We start from the raw sequence: 21,874 nt of genomic DNA, 5'->3' as shown, positions 1-21,874 counted from the left end.
CTTAACTTCTTTCAGCGGGCGTTTGGATACTCGCTGAAAAGTAGCTTAAATCCGCATTCAGCTACCACCTATAGAGGTGGACATTTGCTGAAAGAAGTTAAAAACGATTGATGAACAAATCGAAGCAGTACGCCCAAAGCAAGATAATGATGATTCCTACTCCAAATACTGCATAGAGTGAACCTTTTAAATTTTCATCTGACTTTTTTTTATTTGCCATTTTTGCTCCTCCTACGCTTTAATTGTGTCTTTCTTATTGCCATGATATATAAATAAATTTCTTTTTGATGTGAAAAAAATCACACATCTTGGCGAATTATGTGAAAAAAATGTGAAAAATTGAGGAGGGGATAAAAAATAGCCATCTCAAAAGTCATTGAGATGGCCACTTTTAGGTTAAAATTGGAGTAATTTTTATTAAAATCTCTTATTTTTCAAGAAATTTTACTATTGAAATTTAGACTTGAGCCTTATGGGGCATCCTCCGTTAAGGAAAGAGAATGATAAAGTGTAATCATAAATGTTTGATGTTTCGGCATAGGATATATCATTTGGAACAGTCTGATATTCTAGAACACTATTCTTCCTCAATCGTTAAAAGGACTGTCAGTGGACCAACGCTTGGAATTGTAACAGGGAGTACAAATGCCTTATCAAAGCCATATAACTTTGTAGTGCCAACCATCACTGTTGGCGGTGTGATATCAATTTCTAAGCTTTCTTGTCCTACGGTAGTACATAAATTTCCTGCAATCATATTTCCAAATTCCCCTGTAAAGGATTCCAACATTTCTCCTTCAAGAGGCATACCAAACATCGTACTACCGATGCCACTGAATATTTCAGGAGTGGAATCAATGATTACACGGCCCTTTAAATCTCCTATTAAACCAATTAACACACCCATTTGTTGTTGTTGAAATGGTTCAGAAATAATACTAGGCGTTTTCACCTCTATATCCATAGGTAAGATCGATTTTAAAGCGTGAATTGTCCCGTTTAAAATAGTTTGAAAGTACTTCGAATTACTCATCATTACCGCATCCTTTTTCCGACTTTTCTACATCTTACCATGTTAAATGGGTAATATGAAAGTATGTCTTGACGAATTAATGGGAATTTTATATTATATTAATGAGAATGATTTTCAAAATCAATAAAAGAACGTTTAAGTCTTTTCTAATACAAATATTTATATAAAAAGGAGCGGTCAGTGATGACATTCGTATTTATTGGAGCGGCAGTGGTTATCTATATTGGAGTGGGAACACACGTCATGAAACAGACGACTGCACATTTAAAATAAGAGGATATTAATTTTTATACTGGTAGAGCATGGTCCGAGTAACTTTGAGATCATGCTTTTTTTTTGAATAATAATTATCTTTAATACTTTCGTTGCAATAAAGAGAAAAAATGTTTGTTTTTTTCTGGAATATATTGTGAATGCGAATTGTTTTTTTGTAGAATGAAAGAAATCAGTATATCAATACAATGTGGTAAGTGATGGATTCGCTCCTTCATCAGGCAGTCATTTAAGTTACAGTATGACCAGAAAATAGATGGACAATCAAGCGAAGTCCTATAGAAATTAGGTGAAGACAATGACAAAGATATTATTAACAGGGTTTGTTCCATTTCTTGAGTATAAAATGAATCCAACAATGCAAATTGTAGAAAATTTACATGGAGAAATGATGGATGACTATGAAATTGTAGGACGCATTTTGTCCGTAGATTTTCAACAATCTGCTCAGCAACTGAAACAATATATTGCTGAGATACAGCCACAAATCATTATTTCATTAGGATTAGCTGGAGGACGTTTTAAAATAACGCCAGAGCGAATTGCGATTAATATTAAAGATGGTGAAGAAGATAATAATGGTTATACACCAGTAGATGAGAGCATTTATGATGGTGGTGTAGACGCCTATATTACGAATTTACCTATTAGAAATATGGTCAATCGATTATGCGAAGAAGGGTATCCAGCGGAAATTTCAAATACGGCCGGTACCTATTTATGCAACAATATTATGTATGAAGGGCTAGTTTACGCGAAGCAACATAAAGGGGTCCGTGCTGGATTTATTCATATTCCTGCGTCATTTGATTTGGCGATTCAGCATGGAAAAATACCGGGATGGAATATTCAAGATTTAATAGCTTCTATTAGGCTCTGTATCGAGGAGACAATTCGTGCAACGAATGATTGATTTTCCTCATACGATGTGGATTAGCCAACATACAAATCGTTTGGCATTTAATGAAGAAAAAATTTTTACATAGTACATTTTCTGAAAAAAAGTCTACAACAAAGCCTTGTTGAAAGTGTTGATAACTATCAGATTTTTATAGCATAGGAGGCTGCGTGACTCCTTGGGGATTTGCATCACAGATGAGATCTTGGATCAAGCAAGTAGGGGAACGAAGGCTAAAACCATCACGTCTAGTGATAACACCTTCGTGACTAACATCGTGTTAGCCTAACGCCCTAGAAAAGCGCCCAGCCGGAACAAAAATCAATCCTACATATTGATGATGCCTGAGTAATGCTTTATTTTTTAGATCAAACAGGACGATATGGATGAATATGGCGTCTGAAACCCTTATATATATGCTTTTTTAAGTAAATTAGTGTTATACTTTGCTTGTCGAATAAGGTAGAATACTAATTATGACTATCTTCATTCAGAAAAACTACCACCTCTGTAGTGGTAAGATGAATGCGGATATAGTTCCTTTCCAAACAAGACTGAAATAGAGGAACTCAGTCTAAGAACGCCACGTCCTGTGGCAATGACTGAGTGACCAACATCGTGTTGTGTTGCTGTCGCTTCGCTTTCGCACAGACAAAAACAAATACGCCAAGGCGAAATTGATTAATATAAATAAAGGGGTTACAGGTTTTATGAAAGATTTTGAACAACAGTTGGAGGCGCTATTAAAGCAAGCCTCATTACAATACATAATTTATCAGCATAATGGTGATACAGAGCGAATGGATAAGACATCACTTTTTGCACGTAAAATACAGCAAAAAGAATATGTTGTTGGCTTTGCTGGCCATTTCTCTGCTGGTAAATCGAGTATGATTAACGCGTTATCAGGTGAAGATTTACTTGCGGCAAGTCCTATTCCGACGAGTGCCAATATCGTCAAAGTCCATAAATCAGACGAAGATTTTGCGATTGTCTATATGCACAATGAAAAGCCAGTAAAATTTGAAGCAGGCTATGATTTTAAAACAGTGAAAGAGCTTAGTAAAAATGGTGAGCTAGTATCACAAATTGAAATCGGTCATAGCACATCGTCATTACCACTAGGCGTTACTGTTATGGATACGCCAGGTGTCGACTCGACAGATGATGCACACCGTATGTCAACAGAGTCAGCCCTTCATATTGCTGATATCGTATTTTATACAATGGACTACAATCACGTGCAATCAGAATTGAATTTTCAATTTACAAAGCAATTAATGAAGTACAATCCAAACGTTTATTTAATCGTTAACATGATTGATAAGCATAATGAAAGTGAATTAAGCTTTGAGGAATTTAAAGCAACAGTTCACAATTCCTTTGCAGCTTGGGGCGTAGTACCTAAGGGCATATTTTTCACTTCATTAAGAGAGCCTGAGCACCCTAATAACGATTTTGAGGTCGTAAAGAAAATCGTTATGGATAGTATGAATGATTGGCAGGATCAACTTGTACAGACTGCATCAAATACGCTGCGTTTATTACAAAGTGAGCATGACAATTATTTAACGGAAGAAAGACAAGATCGTTTAGACATCGATGAAGATGTATTAAGTGCCGATGACTGGGCAAACCATAAAGATATTTTAGAGCAGTATAATAAGTTAAATCGTCAAGTTGAATTGTTCTCAGTTGAGGCATGGAATGAAACGTTTGAAGATCAACGTAAAGAACTTCTTGCGAATGCAGCCATTATGCCAGCAGATTTACGTGATAAATTACGTCTGTATTTAGAAAGTCAGCAGGATGGTTTCAAGGTAGGTGGCCTGTTTACAGCTAAGAAAAAAACAGAGGAAGAGCGTAACCGCCGCAAAGAGGATGTCTATAGCGCCTATCAAAATGTTGTGCATGCACAGATTACAGGACATTTAAAAGGGTTAATGAAAAAGGTGATAAAGGATGTAGGTGCATTAAATGAAGAACGTGCTACAGTTATTGATGCCTACGCCTTTGAATTACCATTCTCACTTATTGAGCAGCAAGTCCAAGTTGGCGCACTTTTAACGGGAGATGCTGTGTTGAATTTTGCCAACCGTGTGGCAGAGGCGACTAAACGTTACTATATCCAAGAAACAGATAATTGGAAGGATGCACAAGCAACAACTTTAGAAGCGGTGGCTACTGAAACAGCTGCTCCATCTAAATTAAAAATGGCAGGGATGCAAGAGAAAGTTGATGCCATTCGTGCGGTGCTTGAAATCGAGGGCTATCAGCAATATAGTGCAAGTATTATGCACCAGGCAAGCAATGAAATACGTCAGCTAGCAAATCAACAGCTTGCAAATTGGGATCATGGCTTTAAGCAAGATTTAGCAGATATTCGATTGTTTGATGAATCGATGTTAAAGCCAAAAGAGGTAGCGTTACAACAGGAAGAGTCACAGCAAGCAATTAGTGCAACAAGCCTTCCTATTGAAGGTGTAGTTAATCGTGCACTTCATACGGCAAACTCGGTAAAAGATGTACAAGGCTTTGCGGAAGTAGCAACTTACTTAGAAAATAAAGTAGAACGACTACAGAAAAAGGATTTCACAATCGCGCTTTTCGGTGCATTTAGTGCAGGAAAATCCTCATTCTCTAATGCGTTAATGGGTGCCAAAGTTTTACCTGTATCACCAAACCCTACAACAGCGGCTATTAATAAAATTCGTCCTGTGACACCAGAGCATCCGCATGAAACAGCAGATGTACTGTTAAAAACAGCTGACCAAATGCTAGAGGATATTCAAGCTTCATACGCAGCAGTTGGTTTATCAGTGTCTTCTTTAGAGGAAGCATTTAGTCGTGCAGATGAAGGACTTGCGGTTCAGCTATCGGACGAACGTTTAAATGTGCATAAATCATTTATTCGTGCCTATAAAGAAGGATTCCCAACATTTAAGTCTGAGCTTGGAAAAGTATTACGAGTTAACCGTGAAGAATTCGAAAAATTTGTTGCACAGGAAAATAAATCATGCTTTGTCGATAATATTGATTTCTATTATGATAGTCCGTTAACACGCATGGGTGTGACACTTGTTGACACACCAGGAGCAGATTCTATTAATGCGCGTCATACAGGTGTTGCGTTTGAATATATTCGTAATGCTGATGCAATCTTGTTTATTACTTATTATAATCATGCTTTTGCTAAAGCTGACCGTGAGTTTTTAATCCAGCTAGGGCGTGTGAAGGATGCTTTCGAACTTGATAAGATGTTCTTTATCGTCAATGCGATTGATTTAGCGACAACAGAAGAAGAGCAGGAAGATGTAAAAGGCTATGTACGTTCAGAATTACAACGCTTTGGCATTCGCTTCCCTCGACTTTACGGTGTGTCAAGCTTATTGGCATTAAAGGAGAAAGTAGAGGGTGCTAATTTAACATCAGGTATGCCACCGTTCGAAGATGCCTTCCACACATTCTTAAATGATGAATTAAGTGCATTGGCTGTTCAGGCACTTGCAGAGGAAGTCGATAAAACGGAGCAACGTTTAAGTGACTTAATTGCGCAAACAGAAGAGAACTTAAAACGTAAGGATGATCGTTTAGAGGAATTAACAACTCTTGAACAGCATATAAAATCGAAGTACAATTCGCTAAATACAAGTATGGTAGAAAGTGAAACGAAGCAAGAGCTTGATGAATTATTGTATTATGTTCTTCAGCGTGTGTATTATCGTTATCCTGAGTTCTTTAAGGAAGGCTACAATCCGTCAACATTTGCTGCAATGCCGGTTCAACAAGCATTAGAGCATGCTTTAAAAGAAGTAATGCAAAGTTTACGCTTTGACTTTACACAAGAAATGCGTGTAACAAACTTCCGTTTATCACAGTTTATTAGTAAGAAGATGCAACTTCGCTTTAAAGATGAAGTACGTGAACTTAAAGAATTAAACCGTAGCTTCTCGTTCTTAGCGTTTGAATCTTCTGAGCCAGATTTACTTAATTTTGAAGGACCATTTACAGATATCGCGAAATATTCAGGTGTTAAATCTCATTTCCGTAATCAGAAAGCATTCTTTGAGAAGAATGAAAAAGTGAAGCTAAGTGAGGCGCTAGAAGTATTAACAAAACCAGATGCGCAAAATTATTTAGATTCACAGAAAGTTTCTCTCATGACATGGGCTATTACCTATATTGCGGAGGAAGCGGAAAAATTACGTCTGCATATTTTCCATCAGGCACTTGAACAAATTGCAACAGAAAGACTTGCACTTCAGGAAGAAAGTCGTTTAGCTTCTTGGAAAGCTATTTACGCTCAATTACAATACGCATGAGGTGATTCATTTGGGAAAAGTATTCAAATCAGTTGAGGAAATTCAGTTAGATGGAGTCCGTTTCATAGATGCTCGCTTTGATTTACAAAACAAAGAGGCAGGGAATAAAGTATTTGAAGAGGGACATGCACCAGGAGCGACTTATATCGATCTTGAGCAGGATCTATCAGATATGGGATCCAGCAATGGTCGCCATCCAATGCCAAACAAGGAAAAGCTTTCGGCAGTATTTCAAGGATTAGGATTAAACTATGAGGATCAAATTGTCGTTTACGATCAAGGAGCTGCACCTTTTGCACCACGTGCTTGGTGGATGCTGACATATGCGGGCTTTCCAAATGTAGTGATTGTGAATGGTGGTGCACCTGCTCTCGAGGAAAAAATATCTTTCACAAAAGACATTATAAAATATCCACCGACTAAGATTGAATTTGTTTGGCGTGATGAACTATATGCTCCACGTGAAGCAGTTAAAGCCATTGTAGATGGAGTAGTCGATGCGACGTTGCTAGATGCACGTGCCGCAGCTCGCTACCGTGGTGACGTGGAGCCTCTTGATATAGTAGCTGGGCATATTCCAACAGCGAAAAACTTTGACTGGGAGCAATTAAAGTCAGATGGTCGCCTACAAGCCAATGATGCGTTACGCAGCAAGGTTGCTCAAGACGAGCGTGTTGTTGTGTATTGCGGCAGCGGTGTTACAGCATCACCATTGTATGCAGTGTTAGCAGATGAAGGTTATGAAAATATTCAACTGTATGTAGGTAGCTTTAGTGACTGGATTACAGAATATGATGTAGAAAAAGGGACAAATGAATAAATGATTCAAGAAGAAACGCTCACTTTGGTGGGCGTTTTTTTCTTGGAGTGAGAGGAAGAGAACTTCAATTTTTTAAAATTATTTACAAATTTTAAAGCCGAATTTGTTATTCTAATAGGTAAAGGGGGGTGAGATAGTGCAGGAAATAATCGTCCAACGAGCAAAAGAGGGAGATGCAGAGGCGTTCGCACAGTTATTTTCACAGTTTGAGATTGATCTATATAAAATGGCCTATGTATACGTAGGAAATGAGGCTGATGCACTTGATGTTGTGCAGGAAGTCGCTTACAGCAGCTTTACATACATTCATTACAAAGAGTAACTTATATAAAAACATGGCTAATGAGGATTGCTATTAATTGTGCGACAGATTTGCTAAAAAAGCGAGGGCAGAACATACCATTTGAGGGCTGAGTTAGAAATTATAGAAGAGCCATTTGAAGAGATTCCAGAAAAATGGGTATTGGAAGATGTAATGACAAAGCTCACAAAAGAGGAAAAAGACGTAATTTTACTTCGTTTTTATCATGATTATACATTATCTCAAGTGGCTCAAGTTTTGCAGCTAAAACTAGGAACTACGAAAACCATTTTGTATCGTGCTTTGAAAAAATTAAAGCAAGCGCTTGAACAGGAGGTGCAAGGATGAACGACTTTAAAAAGCAATTGGACCAAATTGATATCCCGAAATCGTTGCATAAACGTAGCTTACAAGGAATTGAACAAGCACAACAAAAGTCTAAACGTTGGATGCCTAAAATATTGACGGTTGCTGTGACAATCGCAGCGGGAGGCTTTATAGCTTTAAGTGTAGGAGAGCATAATACACGACAACAGCAGTCGAGCGGTTTATTAGTTGAAAGTCTATCTTCACCTATATTGTATTGGAGCATTGCCATTTTCCTGATGATCATGACTATTTTTATTGCGAAAATGGCAATTCGAAAAGGGATTGATAACAAGTTGAGTATAGCAATGGGCTTCATTATGACGCTTTTACTCGGTAATAGTGCATTTTATTTGCAAAATCAATTGCCTAGACCCATCACGGTCCCACTAGTGCAAGACTTTTATAGTAATAATGAGACCTATGGCTTTACAATCCATTACATTACAAATAAAAATGACCAACGTTTTGTGAAACATTTACAAGTAGACAATCTAACGTTACTAGCCAGGTACTATGGTGAAGTGGAGAATAAAGGAATTTTAAATTTTCCAGAAGGTGTCACGAATGAAGGATCTCATCAGTTCATGCGCGAAGCTTATTTTGTTGGAAATAAAGAGGAGATACAGACACTGATTAAAAGTAAAGAAGTATTTCTGGTGCTTGATGATGGTGAAAAATTACCGACGACATTGCAAATAAATTTTGACCATTCAGATAAAGAGCTAAAGGGCTTTGTAGGGACATCTGGTAGTTTTGCTGGTGACGAAACAGTAACTTTTGTTATGACACAGGATGTGGTGTTCGATACAGTAAATATACCTGAAAAATTAAATCGAAGTATTAGTTTTACAGAAATGAAAGTCAATGAAATTGTATATACGGAAAAGGATTTTCCTATTGCTGTGAAAAAGGGACAGCGAGTATTAATCTCATTCAAGTTCAATGATTCTGGAATGGATGTACATGCGAAGGTTGGTATTAGTGGTCCAGATGGGATGTTACCGATATGGATGCATAGAGAAGCATCATTCAATATTCCAAAAATAAGAGAGGAGATTGAGAAATATGATTGATTTGGCAGAAAAGCATCGGCAATTGAAATTATTAAAGTGGCTAACGATTGCTCTATTCTTAAAACTAGTATTTTTATTTGTATATCCATATGTCTTTTATGTGCAGCAATTATTGATTTATCTAGCATTTATGAAGAGTTTATCTTATTTCAAAGGTAAATCATTGGCCAAACATTTTATTTTCATAGGGCTCATACTTCTAATTGCAAATATTGTATCCTTTCCAATGACATGGTACTTAGTGTTATCAGTAAGTGTTGATTTACTCATTATCTTGGAATTCGGCAAAATTTTAGTAGAAATTGAGAAACAATATAATATGCTAGATTCTACTGCAAAAATTATCAAACAATATATGAGGATTGTACTTTGTGTTACCGCAAGCTGGACATTTCTAATGAATATAAAATATTTTGAGATGGTCTCTCTATTAATAATAGGAGTTGTTTTAATAGTTATCGTCAATCTACGTTTACTTTTCCTTTTGTATAGTTTGAGAAAGAGTATTAAATCAACGATGCGAGTTGTGATGTATTCATAAAATGACTGGTTATTCATTTTATGCTACACTCTTTTTACAAAGGGGGCAAAAGGATGTTTAAACGAGAGAAAAGTATAGAAATTCGACAAAATCGTGATGTACAATGTGCTCACGGTAAAGTGGCGATTCAGGGGATTGGAATGAGTGTTTATAGCTTTTTTGTGGATGGATTACTAATTGATACAGGCTCATACTCACTTTCACAGGAGTTCCAATCCTTTTTTAACGAAATACAGATTGAACAATTGGCGCTCACTCATTCTCATGAGGATCATTCAGGAAATGCAGCATGGATTCAGCAACATAAAAATGTACCTATCTATATACATCGTGATTCGGTAAATGTTTGTGCAAAGGATGGAGAGTATCCTTTTTATCGCCAGGCATTATGGGGTGAACGACCAGCATTTATTGCTCAACCGTTAGGCAATACATTCCAAACGAATTCAGCTACATGGGACGTTATCGAAACACCAGGGCATACGACAGATCATCTATCATTTTACAATCGAGAAACAGGTGCTATGTTTACAGGTGATTTGTATATACAGACGAAAACTAAGGTTGTCCTTGATGAAGAAAATATCGTACATACCTTGGCGTCTTTGAAGAAAATATTAAACTATGATTTTGAAGTAGTTTATTGCTGTCATGCGGGCTTTCTAGCGGATGGTCGAGCAAAAATACAAGAAAAAATTGCTTATTTAGAAGAAATGGAGAGCAATATAAGGCTATTATTTGATAAAGGTTATTCGGTAGAAGAAATGACAAAATCAATCTTTTCTCGTGATTACCCTATTACCAAAGTATCGGGAGAACAGTGGTCTTCCAAACATATTATCACCGCTTTTATCAATCAATTTACGCAAGAGTCCTTAAAATAAGGGCTCTTTTTTTGCTTTGAAATCGAGGGATGCAAAAAGTAAAAAAGAATACTTGAGGATACATAATAATAAAAAACTTTGTGAAAAAATATGGAGAAAATGTGACGGAATCAGATGGAATAATGGATACGCTTACATTCGTTTGTGAAAAATTTCTCATTTACACAAGAAAAATACTATGTGAAAAGTTGAGCAGCCTTAATGGCGGTATTCGTACATTTTTTATAAACCAAACTGATGCATATATTATATCAAAATAATTGATTGTGAAGTTAATAACAAAACGAAGAAGTGATTTAAATGATAATAAATGGCGTTATTTCGTAGAGAAAATAAAATTGACAGAAAATTCATTGACTTTACTTTCACAAAGTATTATGATTCTGGAATATATAATAATTCAAAAGAAAAGGATGGGATTGAATGGATATTATGAAAAAGGCTTTAGAAATGCACGAGTATTATAGTGGGAAATTAGAGGTGATTTCTAAGGTGCCTGTGAAAGATTCATATGATTTAAGTCTTGCGTATTCGCCAGGGGTAGCTGCGCCTTGTGTAGAGATTGAAAGAAATCCATCACTTGTTTACGACTATACAATGAAAGGTAATATGGTAGCGGTTGTTTCGGATGGTACGGCTGTATTAGGGTTGGGGGATATTGGTCCGAAGGCAGCATTACCAGTAATGGAGGGGAAGGCTATTTTATTAAAGCGTTTTGCCAATGTTGATGCTTTTCCTATTTGTTTAGATACGAAGAATACGGATGAAATCGTCAGCATTGTGAAGGCGCTTGCTCCCACTTTTGGTGCTGTAAATTTAGAAGATATTTCAGCGCCGAGATGCTTTGAAATTGAAGATCGTCTGCGCCAAGAATGTGATATTCCTGTATTTCATGATGATCAGCATGGAACAGCAATTGTAGTAGGTGCAGGGATGATTAATGCCAATCGTATTGTGAAAAAAGATGTGGCAACGATGAAGGTCGTCATTAATGGTGCAGGAGCAGCAGGTATTGCTATTTTGCGTATTCTTGTGCAAATGGGCTATAAAAATATTTATATGTGCGATACAAAAGGTCTCATTTATGAAGGTCGCGCTGAAGGTATGAATCCAATTAAAGAAACGGTTGCCCATTTAACAAATCCAGAAAAATTACATGGAACATTGGACGATGCCATTAAAGGTGCTGATGTCTTTATCGGCGTATCTGTAGCCAATTTATTAACAGAAGCACATATTGCTTCAATGAATGAAGATCCAGTCGTGTTTGCACTAGCAAATCCAAATCCTGAAATTACGTATGAAAATGCCAAAGCATGGGGTGTACGTATTATGGGGACAGGACGCTCCGATTATCCAAACCAAATTAACAATGTACTTGCTTTTCCTGGTATTTTCCGCGGGGCATTGGATGTGCGAGCAACAGATATTAATGAGGCGATGAAAATAGCTGCAGTGGAAGCAATAGCCGCTCTTGTAAGTGATGAGGAATTAACAGAGGAATATATTGTACCTAAATCGTTAGATGAGCGGGTTGTTGAAATTGTTTCGCAAGCTGTAAGTGGTGCAGCTGTTGAGTCAGGTGTGTCGGAGTTGTTCCAACAAAATACAGTCCTTTCAGTTTAAAATGGAAAATCGACCATTCAGTGAATATAAAAAATCTCCCACTCATAGAGAGAGGGAGATTTTTTTACATCATAAAAATGCCAAAACGGAAAAGAGAACAATAATCAGAATAATGATTAAGATGAAGAAAATAATGCTTGGGATTAAGATTGTAAAGAAGGCCATCCAATTGGCTATTTGATGTGCCTCTGCAACAACCCCTATAGTAATGACGATTGACCAAATACCAATCACAAGTGTTACTAAAATGGCTAGCCAAAAAATCCAAGGGTAAGGTCCAGCGAAGTCAGGGTCCATTAAAGACTCAGGTGATGTAAATAACCAAATTAAATAAAAAGGAATAAGTACTATAAATGGAATAGCAGTTAAACTTAACCCTTTAAATAAGTGTGAGTACGTACCTGTCCCTTTAAACAGTTTACCGAACAGCCAAGCGATTAGTGCAACAAAAGCCGTACCGATTATTCCTGAAATCGGTGATACAATAACACAAATTAGTGCGATAAGCCAAGGAGACCATTGTATCAAAGATATCTTATCAATAAGGTCTGAAAGTGTAACACCAATATAACCAATTGACATAAGAAGAATCGCAAAGCCTATTGATTTTTCTTCTATCATATAACGGGTTGTTTGCTTTGGATGCAACCAAATAGACAAAAATGGATTAACCTTTAGCCTTTCTCGTGATGTTTCATTAAAGTTATCCATTAAATTACCTCCAAAATAATAGTATAAATGCATTATGCGTATAATTAGTATACGAGTGATCCAATAAAAAGTTTCGAAAAAAGAAATAACCATCTTATCAACAAAAAGAGCCGCAAGAAAGCGACTCTTTTTGATTACTCGTATCTAGTCAGGCATGGCATATTAATAGAATGTTTTTTTATTCAGCTAACATAATTTTTTCAAGCTCTAATGGTTCTATGTATTGTTCGCCTTTGTAAGCGCGCATATTACCACCTGAAATTTCATCTATTAATAAAATTTCATTTGTTTTAGCATCGCGGCCAAACTCTAGTTTAATATCATAAAGTGTTAACCCTTTGTTGTCAAGCTCTACAGCAATAAATTTAGCAATTTCAATTGTACGTTGCTTTAAAATTGCGTATTCTTCATGTGTTAACAGGTTTAACATGGCTAAAGCATCTTCAGAAATAGGAGGGTCTAGTCGATCATCATCTTTGATGGTAACTTCTACGAAAGAATCTAAGTCTTGTCCTTCTTTCACGTAAGCACCATAGCGACGTAGGAAAGAGCCTACTGCCTTGAAGCGGCAAATGACCTCTAAACCTTTACCGAAAACAGTTGCAGGCTTTACTGTCATTGTTGCATCGTTGAAGTTTGCATCAACATAGTGAGTAGGAACACCTTGTTCGTTTAGTTTTGAGTAGAAATAAGAAGTTAAGCGAAGTCCAGCTAAACCAGCGCCGTCGATTGTTAATCCAACAGTATTAGCACCTGGGTCGAATACGCCGTTTTCACCAGTTACATCATCTTTAAATTTTAATAAGTAATGACCATCTTCTAATTGAAACACATTTTTCGTTTTACCTGTATACAATAATTCCACAAAAAACCCTCCAATATTTCATAGTATTCTAATATTATAACACGAATATTTTAAATATTTAATAGTAAAAATGTTCGTTTTAAGAGTTGTTTTTTATGGTATTTAACTTTATTTCTAACGAAAAATAAGATGATAACGAATATTCGTTATCATCTTACGGTAGATTAAGAGGATTCTAAATTAGTATTAATATACGCCCTCAGCTAGCATACCATCAGCAACTTTAATGAAGCCTGCGATGTTCGCGCCTACTACAAGGTTCCCAGGGTAACCATATTTTTCAGCAGCTGCTTTACTGTCCGCGTAAATGTTTTTCATAATTTCATGTAATTTAGCATCTACTTTTTCAAATGACCAGAATACGCGACTTGAATCTTGCGCCATTTCAAGAGCAGATACAGCAACACCTCCGGCATTAGCCGCTTTAGCAGGACCGAATAATACGCCCGCATTTAAGAATTCGTTAATTGCTTCAAGATCTGATGGCATGTTTGCACCTTCACCAATAGCTTTTACACCGTTAGAGATTAATGTACGAGCTGAAACGCCATTAATTTCATTTTGAGTAGCACATGGAAGCGCGATGTCACAAGGAATCGTCCAGATACCAGTGCAGCCTTCTGTAAATGTAGCATTTGGACGATAGTTTAAGTAAGTGGAAATACGATCGCCTTTTACTTCTTTAATTTCTTTAATTGCATCAAGGTCTAAACCTTCTGGATCGTAAACATAGCCTGAAGAGTCAGAGCAAGCAACAACTTTTGCGCCATAAGCTTGTGCTTTTTCAATAGCATATGTTGAAACGTTACCAGAACCAGAAACTACAACTGTTTTACCTTCGAAGGAATCGTTGACATCTTTTAGCATTTCATTTACAAAATATACAGTACCATAACCAGTTGCCTCTTTACGGGCTAAAGAACCACCATAACCAGGAGTTTTACCAGTTAATACACCAGATTCGTTTGCTTTTGTTAAACGCTTGTATTGGCCCCATAAATAGCCAACTTCACGAGCTCCAACACCGATATCCCCTGCTGGAACATCGACATCTGGACCAATATGGCGGTATAATTCAGTCATGAATGCTTGACAGAAACGCATGATTTCTGAATCTGATTTACCTTTAGGATCGAAGTTTGAACCACCTTTACCACCACCGATTGGTTGGCCTGTTAAAGCATTTTTAAAGATTTGTTCAAAGCCTAAGAATTTGATAATTGATTCATTTACGGAAGGGTGGAAGCGAAGACCGCCTTTGTATGGCCCCATTACGTTGCTGTATTGAACACGGTAACCACGGTTTACTTGAACTTGATTGTTATCATCTTGCCAAGCTACACGGAAGGAAATGATACGATCTGGCTCAACGATACGAGATAAGATATTGGCTTTAATATATTCAGGGTGTTGTGCAAATACAGGCACTAATGAAATAAAAATTTCTTCAGCTGCTTGTAAGAACTCCGCTTGATAACTATTTTGTTGTTTTAGTTGTTCGAATACGCCATCAACGTATTCCTTTGCTAATTGTTCGTTGCTTACAGTTGTAGTTGTCATAGTAAAAAACCTCCAGTTATTTGATATTTGTATCGTATATCTATTTTTCGCACTATTCAATAAAATACTTTTTCCAACAGTCTTAAGTTTGTGAAAAATTGAACAAATGAAAGGGGGAATTTGTTATATCGAAATAATAAAGATGTGAATGATCTATCTAATTATGAGAAAGGAATGATGCTTTATTGTGAAGGTTTTAATTGACGCTGATGCCTGTCCAGTCGTGGATTTAGCGCTATCTATATCATCTGAGTTTGAGATTGAAACAATCTTGTTTTGCGATACATCCCACCGTATCGAACGTGATAATGTAATAACAATTATGGTTCCTAAGGGTCCAGATTCGGTTGATTTTACGCTTGTGAATGCGCTTTCAAAGCATGATATTGTCATTACACAGGATTACGGTTTAGCAGCTATGGTTTTGGCAAGAGGAGGTTATCCAATCGATCAAAATGGGCGAGAGATGTCCAATGAAAATATCGAACGTTTGCTCGAAATGCGCCATGTTGGACAAAAAATTAGACGTGCTGGTGGACGTACGAGAGGACCTAAAAAACGAACACAAGAAAACAATATTTCGTTCGAATTGAAATTTCGACAAATTTGTGAACGAGCAATTTTAGCTAAAAAAATGGAGGAATCTAAAGATGAAAAATGAACTTAAACACGAACTATTGAATCAATTCCCGAGACTAAAAGAGCTAGCAAATCATGATACTGTGCTTTGGGAAAATACAAATCGAAAAGATCAGGCACAGACAAATCTTTTTTCAATGAAGGAAGTGGAGGATGCGGAAGAAACACTTCAACGCTTTTCTTCTTATTTAATTGTAGCATTTCCAGAGCTTTTGGAAAGCAAAGGACTTATTGAATCATCTATACAAGATATATCTTTAATAAAGAAAGCTCTTGAAAAGGAATTTGATGTTTTAATACCAGGTCAATTTATCTTAAAATGCGATCATGCCTTGCCGATTTCCGGCTCTATTAAAGCCCGTGGTGGTATTTTTGAAGTATTAAGGCATGCAGAGCGGCTTGCAATCGCTAGTGGCAAACTAACAATAGAGGATAATTATGCAGTATTAGCAACAGAGGACTTTCAATCGTTCTTTCAGCAATACACTATTGCCGTAGGTTCTACAGGTAATTTAGGATTAAGTATCGGCATTATGGGCAAAAAACTCGGCTTTAATGTCGTTGTACATATGTCGAGTGATGCAAAAGAGTGGAAAAAAGCATTGTTGCGTGAAAAAGGTGCGACAGTTATTGAATATGAGGCTGATTATAGCGTTGCCGTAGAAAAAGGTCGTCAAGAGGCTGAACAAGATCCTATGTGTCATTTTATTGATGATGAGAATTCAAAGGACTTATTTGCTGGCTATGCAGTGGCGGCGAAGCGTTTAAAAGCACAGTTTGAAAAGACGAATATTACTGTGGATGAAGCCCATCCATTGTTCGTTTATTTGCCGTGTGGTGTAGGTGGAGGACCGGGGGGAGTTGCCTACGGCATACGTGAAATTTTTGGAGAGCATGCCCATATCTTCTTCGCGGAGCCCGTAGCATCCCCTTGTATGACAATTGGCTTAATGACTGGTTTACATGATGAGATCAGTGTAGAAGATATCGGTCTTAATAATAAAACTGAAGCAGATGGCCTTGCTGTTGGTCGTGCATCAAAATTTGTTGGTAAAGTGATGGAAACATATATTAGCGGCTGTTATACAGTGAAAGATGAAGAATTATTTACGTCTCTCGGTTTAGCGATGGATTCGGAAGGTCTATTTTTAGAGCCATCTGCGCATGCAGGGATGTTCGGACCGATTCAGTTAATGAAAAATGGACAAAGTTATTTAGAAAAGCATGATTTAGTTGATAAGATGGAGCAAGCTACCCATCTTGTATGGGCGACAGGTGGAAGTATGGTGCCGGTGGAAATGCGTGAGGAATACATGGCAAAGGTAATGAAGTAGCAAGAATTAAAGATTAAGGTAGTTAATTAAAGAGAAAACGCAAGAATGCTATCGGAATCAACATTCTTGCGTTTATTACTTTTAACTTATTTCAGCAGAAGTCTCCCACCTCTATAGGTGGTGAGATGAATGCGAATGTAAGCTATTTTTCAGCGGGTGTCCAAACGCCCGCTGAAATAGAAGAACTCAGTCTAAGATCGCCACGTCCTGTGGCGACGACTGAGTGACCAACATCATGTTGGCCTAAAGCCTCCGGCGGATGTCATGGAATCGGAAAGGAGTTCTTAGGGGATGTTAGCCTAAAACCATCGCATCCATGCGATAACTGCTAACTGACCTGCATCGGTAAAAACGCCACGTCCTGTGGCATTACCGAAATGACCGACGTCGTGTCGGCCCTCACACAGGCCTAAGCACAAAGCCGATTCCAGACGCAATTATGCCAAGGCACAATTGATTAATTTAATCGCAAATTTATTCAAAACATCACATCGTGTTTTATTTCATTAGAAGATGTGTAGTATTTGGCGCTTACAAATGTTGTGAAAAAGGCTTATGAAAGTAAAACGGCAATTGCCAATTAAGAAACTTTTTATTGATTTGTTGGTGATGTGTTCATCTATCATCAGACAGATACGCTCCTTTGGTGGATGGTTGTGTGAGAACTTTCATTTTAACCAAAGAGTGGATTCTGTCTTTTTATTTTGTTTAAAGGGAATTATTGGAAGTTTTTTTGCTCATTTAGAGTTATTTATATAAATAGTCTAACGCTTGATAATCATGCTGATAGCGTCCACCGTCCGCTACTTCAGCATGATATAGAGCTTTTAAAGCATAATTTTTTTGCAAATCCATTTCGGACATTAACTCTTTTAGGCGATCATGTAATTCACGGTTTTCTTTCATAAGTTGTTGCATTTGTGGTTTAAAATATTTCATACCGTTTAACTTCTCAATTTATAACGTGCTTATTACTATAACACTTTTAGCTTTTGAAAATGCACTCATATTCATAATTCTGGCTGTAAAAGATCATTCAGTCGATCATACCGTGAAGTATTGGCATAAATTGCAATTTTAATTAGGTGTATAGTTCTCTTACGCAGTCTGACTTTTTCAAATCAGCCGGTAGGGAGAGGACTTCATTTGAAGTTTAGGGTTTTTCGATATTAAGAATAAAGAGCGCGTGTCATAGCATCTAAATAATTCTGACTAGCTCGTTGACTTACTTCCGCATCTGGCACAAAGACTTCAAAGCAATGGCAGCTACCAGGGTAGAGTTGGAATTCAACATCTACTCCTGCTTGGGCAAGACGTGTCACGTAATCAATGGTTTCATCTCGGAATAAATCGAGTTGACCTATACATGTATAAGTTGGAGGTAATCCTGCTAAGTTATCTGCTCTTGAAGGGACCGCATACGGAGATAGCTCATGGGTGTCCTTTTCCTCATCTAAGTACATACCCCAAGCGGTCAAATTATTAGTTCTACTCCATATTGCATGATCCTCGGTTATCTCGTAGCTGGAAGGTGTTTCATTTCGGTTATCAAGCATTGGATACAGTTGCATCTGGAAAATAATTGAGGGTCCTCCTTTATCGCGGGCCATTAAAGCTAGAGCTGCTGTTAGCCCTCCGCCACCACTTGCGCCTGCAATCGCCACCCGTTTAACATCGATGCCAAGGGATGTTGCCTCGGTTGTCATCCATACTAATCCTGCATAACAATCTTCTATAGCCGCCGGGTAGGGATACTCAGGAGCAAGTCGATAATCAACCGAAACGACAACGCAATTAGCAGTCCGAACAAAGCGTTCACATAAAATATCACCCATATCAGGGTGTCCCATAACGAAACCACCCCCATGAATCCAAAGCATCGCTGGAAGTTGATTAATATTTCGTTCAACAGGTTCATAAATTTTAACCAACATCTCGTCGCCATCACCTCTGAGAATCATACGATTTGATGTGTGGACAAGTTCTGACTTCTCTGAAGGTGGGTTGGACAAGAGACTTCGGCTCCACTCTAAATCTTTCTCCAACCGAAATCCCGGAAATTGGGAGTAAGCCTGTCTTAATTCTGGAAAGACCCGGTTACTGATCGGCATATAAATTCCTCCTGTTAAATAATGATATCTTAAAGAAATGGATGTCCTTCTAGTGCCATTCCCGCTTCCCATTTGGCAACTTCCTCACGTACACGAGGAGCAACTTTTGTTCCGAGCAATTCTATAGCTTGCATAACTTGATCATGTGGCATTGTGCTTAATGGTACGTACAGCATAAAACGTGTAATCCCTACATGTTTACGAAGGTGGATGATTTTTTCAGCAACTGTATCTGGATCACCTACATATAACGCCCCTTCAAAACTTCGTGCAGCATCATAGCTAGAGCGATCATAATATCGCCAACCCCGTTCTTTGCCCAATTTATTCATGCCCGCCTTTGTTGATGGGAAAAACGTATCCGCTGCCCATTCAGTATTCGGGCCAACAAAACCTATTGAATGAGATCCCACCTGAAGTTTTGATAAATCATGCCCTGCTTGAGCAGCTGCCTTTTTATAGAGCTGTACGATAGGTGCAAACTGCATTGGACTGCCACCAATGATTGCTAGCATAAGTGGTAATCCTAAAAGTCCGGCACGGATGGCAGATTGTTGATTTCCTCCACTACCAACCCATATTGGTAAGGAGTTTTGAACAGGTCTTGGATACACACCTAAATTATTGATTGCTGGTCGATATCTACCTTCCCATACTACTTTTTCTGACTCTTGGATTTTGAGGAGTAAGTCCAAATGTTCCTCAAATAGTTCATCATAATCATTTAAATTGTAGCCAAACAAGGGGAAGGATTCGATAAAGGAACCACGACCTGCCATAATCTCAGCACGCCCATTTGATAGTCCGTCTAATGTGGAAAAATCCTGAAAGACACGTACAGGATCAGCTGAAGATAGAACTGTTACCGCACTTGTAAGCCGAATCTTTTTTGTTTGTGGAGCTGCAGCAGATAGCACCATTGCTGGAGAGGATGCAGCATAATCTTCTCGATGGTGCTCGCCAACACCAAACACATCCAGCCCGACTTGATCTGCAAGGATGATTTCTTCAACCACTTCACGCAAACGTTGTGCATGACTAATCACTTCACCACTATGAACATCTGGTTTTGTTTCTACAAAAGAGGTAATTCCTATTTCCATTTGTTATCTCTCCTAGTCAAATTTAATATTTTGTAAACGATTTAGTTGTAACCCAAAAAATAAGGGCAATTGCACTGATTAAAGATCCGAGGAAACAAACCCCTTCCCAACCAAAGTGTGCATACATCTGTGTAGAAGCAATTGAGCCGCCAGCACCGCCGATGGAATAAAACATCATATATCCAGCGGTAAGTCGGCTCCGTGCCTCTGTACGTAATGGAAGAATCATCGTCTGATTAGTGACATGTACTGCCTGTACAGCCAAATCAAGCAACACAATACCTACAATTAATGCCAATAAAGACTGTTCTAGATAGTTGATAAACAACCATGAAATGAGTAATAGAACTAAAGCAATACCTGTCGTTCTTTGTCCGTAACCTCGATCGGCCAGTTTCCCGGCCTGTGCTGCAGCTAGTGCACCAGCCACTCCAACGAGACCAAATGCGCCAATTACACTATGTGAAAGAGCTAATGGTGGTGCACTAAGTGGCAGAACAAGTGGGGTCCACAAAATACTGAAATCAGCAAAAATTAGCATGGCTAGAACTGAGCGGATGCGTAATGTTCTTTCTTGCATAAACAGAGTGAACACAGATTTAATTAGCTGATGATAGGGGAGTGATTTTACTTCACGCTCCACCTTTGGTAACACCTTCAGAAATATACAAACCATTACAAGCATAAGGGTGGCAGAAACTAGATAGACGGAACGCCATCCTGTAAGGTCTGTTAATAGACCAGCGAAGGTTCGAGCGAGCAGAATGCCAATGACAATCCCGCTTGTGACAATGCCAACGACACGTCCACGTTCTGTAGGGGAAGCCATAGTTGCTGCAAATGCCACAAGTGTCTGCGTCACAACAGCAAGTAGACCTACTAAGGCCATGCCTGTAAAAAGCACCACGCTAAAAGAAGCAGTACTAACTATAACCAAAGCCGTTGTAGATAGTAGCATCTGTCCGATAATCAAGCGTCGTTGGTTTAGTAAATCTCCAAGAGGCACTAGAAGTAATAAGCCCAACCCATAAAAGATCTGCGTGATGGTAATTACAACACCTATTGTTGAGTGATCAATATTAAATTCATTAGACAATTGATCAAGCAACGGCTGCGCGAAATAAATATTGGCGACAGACATTCCACAGGCTGTTGCGAATAATAAAGTTACAGCTCTAGACATAGAAGGCTGTAGATTCATCACAGATGCACCAGTTTCTTGCTTCGGATCATTGTCCACACCGTATCCTCCTTTCGTTATTGGTTTTTAATTATAACATACCGATCGGTATAATATAATTATTGGTAAATATATCTTAGGGTTATTTATAATGTCAAGGGTTTGATTGAAATTATTTTAATCTCCATTTACCTAATACAACGAAAATTGACAATAAAAGCAGCTGATTAT

General features: G+C 37.9%; 20 protein-coding genes. 11 read left to right on the top strand and 9 right to left on the bottom strand.

The window, feature by feature from the left end:
- Positions 1–97: 97 nt before the first annotated feature.
- Both AMS59_RS26610 and AMS59_RS03820 read right to left on the bottom strand, forming a co-directional pair.
- The gene (locus AMS59_RS26610) at positions 98–220 is read right to left on the bottom strand and encodes a hypothetical protein (RefSeq protein ID WP_255349996.1); all 123 of its coding nucleotides are present in this window, start codon (positions 218–220) and stop codon (positions 98–100) included.
- A gap of 357 nt (positions 221–577) precedes the next feature.
- Positions 578–1,033, bottom strand: coding sequence for a chemotaxis protein CheX (locus AMS59_RS03820; RefSeq protein WP_053482431.1), 456 nt, complete (start codon positions 1,031–1,033; stop codon positions 578–580).
- A gap of 571 nt (positions 1,034–1,604) precedes the next feature.
- Here AMS59_RS03820 and AMS59_RS03815 point away from each other — a divergent pair.
- From AMS59_RS03815 to AMS59_RS03775, 9 genes are all read left to right on the top strand, one after another.
- Positions 1,605–2,219, top strand: a complete 615-nt coding sequence (locus tag AMS59_RS03815; RefSeq protein ID WP_053482430.1) for a pyroglutamyl-peptidase I — start codon at positions 1,605–1,607, stop codon at positions 2,217–2,219.
- A gap of 695 nt (positions 2,220–2,914) precedes the next feature.
- Positions 2,915–6,526 carry a dynamin family protein gene (locus AMS59_RS03810; RefSeq protein ID WP_053482429.1) on the top strand — a complete coding sequence of 1,204 codons (3,612 nt, stop codon included), beginning with the start codon at positions 2,915–2,917 and terminating at the stop codon, positions 6,524–6,526.
- A 10-nt stretch (positions 6,527–6,536) separates the two neighbouring features.
- Positions 6,537–7,346: a sulfurtransferase gene (locus AMS59_RS03805; protein WP_053482428.1), complete on the top strand. Its 810-nt coding sequence runs from the start codon at positions 6,537–6,539 to the stop codon at positions 7,344–7,346.
- 136 nt (positions 7,347–7,482) lie between these two features.
- Positions 7,483–7,668, top strand: a complete 186-nt coding sequence (locus tag AMS59_RS03800; RefSeq protein WP_053482427.1) for a hypothetical protein — start codon at positions 7,483–7,485, stop codon at positions 7,666–7,668.
- An 81-nt stretch (positions 7,669–7,749) separates the two neighbouring features.
- Complete coding sequence (locus AMS59_RS03795; protein WP_053482426.1) at positions 7,750–7,995, top strand: sigma-70 family RNA polymerase sigma factor; 246 nt, start codon at positions 7,750–7,752, stop codon at positions 7,993–7,995.
- A complete protein-coding gene (locus AMS59_RS03790) occupies positions 7,992–9,089 on the top strand; it encodes a hypothetical protein (protein WP_053482425.1) in 1,098 nt (365 codons plus the stop codon). Before AMS59_RS03795 ends, AMS59_RS03790 begins: the two co-directional genes overlap by 4 nt.
- Positions 9,082–9,630: a hypothetical protein gene (locus AMS59_RS03785; protein ID WP_053482424.1), complete on the top strand. Its 549-nt coding sequence runs from the start codon at positions 9,082–9,084 to the stop codon at positions 9,628–9,630. The genes AMS59_RS03790 and AMS59_RS03785 overlap by 8 nt, the downstream gene beginning before the upstream one ends.
- Before the next feature lie 53 nt (positions 9,631–9,683).
- Positions 9,684–10,514, top strand: a complete 831-nt coding sequence (locus tag AMS59_RS03780; RefSeq protein WP_053482423.1) for an MBL fold metallo-hydrolase — start codon at positions 9,684–9,686, stop codon at positions 10,512–10,514.
- A 423-nt stretch (positions 10,515–10,937) separates the two neighbouring features.
- The gene (locus AMS59_RS03775; RefSeq protein WP_053482422.1) at positions 10,938–12,140 is read left to right on the top strand and encodes an NADP-dependent malic enzyme; all 1,203 of its coding nucleotides are present in this window, start codon (positions 10,938–10,940) and stop codon (positions 12,138–12,140) included.
- A gap of 69 nt (positions 12,141–12,209) precedes the next feature.
- Here the strand turns inward: AMS59_RS03775 and AMS59_RS03770 are convergent, their stop codons facing one another.
- The 3 genes from AMS59_RS03770 to gdhA form a co-directional block, all read right to left on the bottom strand.
- Positions 12,210–12,851 (bottom strand): YIP1 family protein, encoded by a 642-nt coding sequence (locus tag AMS59_RS03770; protein WP_053482421.1) that lies wholly within the window; start codon positions 12,849–12,851, stop codon positions 12,210–12,212.
- Positions 12,852–13,029: 178 nt separating this feature from the next.
- Positions 13,030–13,716, bottom strand: a complete 687-nt coding sequence (locus tag AMS59_RS03765) for a phosphoribosylaminoimidazolesuccinocarboxamide synthase (protein WP_053482420.1) — start codon at positions 13,714–13,716, stop codon at positions 13,030–13,032.
- Between the two features lie 186 nt (positions 13,717–13,902).
- Positions 13,903–15,276: an NADP-specific glutamate dehydrogenase gene (gene gdhA / locus AMS59_RS03760; RefSeq protein WP_053482419.1), complete on the bottom strand. Its 1,374-nt coding sequence runs from the start codon at positions 15,274–15,276 to the stop codon at positions 13,903–13,905.
- Between the two features lie 187 nt (positions 15,277–15,463).
- On the opposite strand from gdhA, the gene AMS59_RS03755 reads away from it, so the two are divergent.
- Both AMS59_RS03755 and AMS59_RS03750 read left to right on the top strand, forming a co-directional pair.
- Positions 15,464–15,937 carry a YaiI/YqxD family protein gene (locus AMS59_RS03755; RefSeq protein WP_053482418.1) on the top strand — a complete coding sequence of 158 codons (474 nt, stop codon included), beginning with the start codon at positions 15,464–15,466 and terminating at the stop codon, positions 15,935–15,937.
- Positions 15,927–17,249 (top strand): D-serine ammonia-lyase, encoded by a 1,323-nt coding sequence (locus AMS59_RS03750; RefSeq protein WP_053482417.1) that lies wholly within the window; start codon positions 15,927–15,929, stop codon positions 17,247–17,249. Before AMS59_RS03755 ends, AMS59_RS03750 begins: the two co-directional genes overlap by 11 nt.
- A 747-nt stretch (positions 17,250–17,996) precedes the next feature.
- Here the strand turns inward: AMS59_RS03750 and AMS59_RS03745 are convergent.
- The 4 genes from AMS59_RS03745 to AMS59_RS03730 form a co-directional block, all read right to left on the bottom strand.
- Positions 17,997–18,188, bottom strand: a complete 192-nt coding sequence (locus tag AMS59_RS03745) for a hypothetical protein (RefSeq protein WP_053482416.1) — start codon at positions 18,186–18,188, stop codon at positions 17,997–17,999.
- A 230-nt stretch (positions 18,189–18,418) separates the two neighbouring features.
- A complete protein-coding gene (locus AMS59_RS03740; RefSeq protein WP_053482415.1) occupies positions 18,419–19,360 on the bottom strand; it encodes an alpha/beta hydrolase in 942 nt (313 codons plus the stop codon).
- Positions 19,361–19,389: 29 nt separating this feature from the next.
- Positions 19,390–20,463 (bottom strand): LLM class flavin-dependent oxidoreductase, encoded by a 1,074-nt coding sequence (locus tag AMS59_RS03735; protein ID WP_053482414.1) that lies wholly within the window; start codon positions 20,461–20,463, stop codon positions 19,390–19,392.
- Positions 20,464–20,485: 22 nt separating this feature from the next.
- Positions 20,486–21,664, bottom strand: a complete 1,179-nt coding sequence (locus AMS59_RS03730) for an MFS transporter (protein WP_082337394.1) — start codon at positions 21,662–21,664, stop codon at positions 20,486–20,488.
- Positions 21,665–21,874 lie beyond the last annotated feature (210 nt).

The organism is Lysinibacillus sp. FJAT-14745 (assembly GCF_001275675.1).
GTDB lineage: Bacteria > Bacillota > Bacilli > Bacillales_A > Planococcaceae > Lysinibacillus.
Note: the sequence above shows the minus strand (reverse complement) of the source record. Positions and strands in the feature narration are given on the sequence as shown.

Bases quoted from the DNA above. Each gene is read 5' to 3' on its own strand.
- AMS59_RS26610 (WP_255349996.1), bottom strand. From the start codon at position 220: ATGGCAAATAAAAAAAAGTCAGATGAAAATTTAAAAGGTTCACTCTAT.
- AMS59_RS03820 (WP_053482431.1), bottom strand. From the start codon at position 1,033: ATGAGTAATTCGAAGTACTTTCAAACTATTTTAAACGGGACAATTCAC.
- AMS59_RS03815 (WP_053482430.1), top strand. From the start codon at position 1,605: ATGACAAAGATATTATTAACAGGGTTTGTTCCATTTCTTGAGTATAAA.
- AMS59_RS03810 (WP_053482429.1), top strand. From the start codon at position 2,915: ATGAAAGATTTTGAACAACAGTTGGAGGCGCTATTAAAGCAAGCCTCA.
- AMS59_RS03790 (WP_053482425.1), top strand. From the start codon at position 7,992: ATGAACGACTTTAAAAAGCAATTGGACCAAATTGATATCCCGAAATCG.
- AMS59_RS03785 (WP_053482424.1), top strand. From the start codon at position 9,082: ATGATTGATTTGGCAGAAAAGCATCGGCAATTGAAATTATTAAAGTGG.
- AMS59_RS03780 (WP_053482423.1), top strand. From the start codon at position 9,684: ATGTTTAAACGAGAGAAAAGTATAGAAATTCGACAAAATCGTGATGTA.
- AMS59_RS03775 (WP_053482422.1), top strand. From the start codon at position 10,938: ATGGATATTATGAAAAAGGCTTTAGAAATGCACGAGTATTATAGTGGG.
- AMS59_RS03770 (WP_053482421.1), bottom strand. From the start codon at position 12,851: ATGGATAACTTTAATGAAACATCACGAGAAAGGCTAAAGGTTAATCCA.
- gdhA (WP_053482419.1), bottom strand. From the start codon at position 15,276: ATGACAACTACAACTGTAAGCAACGAACAATTAGCAAAGGAATACGTT.
- AMS59_RS03750 (WP_053482417.1), top strand. From the start codon at position 15,927: ATGAAAAATGAACTTAAACACGAACTATTGAATCAATTCCCGAGACTA.
- AMS59_RS03745 (WP_053482416.1), bottom strand. From the start codon at position 18,188: ATGAAATATTTTAAACCACAAATGCAACAACTTATGAAAGAAAACCGT.
- AMS59_RS03740 (WP_053482415.1), bottom strand. From the start codon at position 19,360: ATGCCGATCAGTAACCGGGTCTTTCCAGAATTAAGACAGGCTTACTCC.
- AMS59_RS03735 (WP_053482414.1), bottom strand. From the start codon at position 20,463: ATGGAAATAGGAATTACCTCTTTTGTAGAAACAAAACCAGATGTTCAT.
- AMS59_RS03730 (WP_082337394.1), bottom strand. From the start codon at position 21,664: ATGAATCTACAGCCTTCTATGTCTAGAGCTGTAACTTTATTATTCGCA.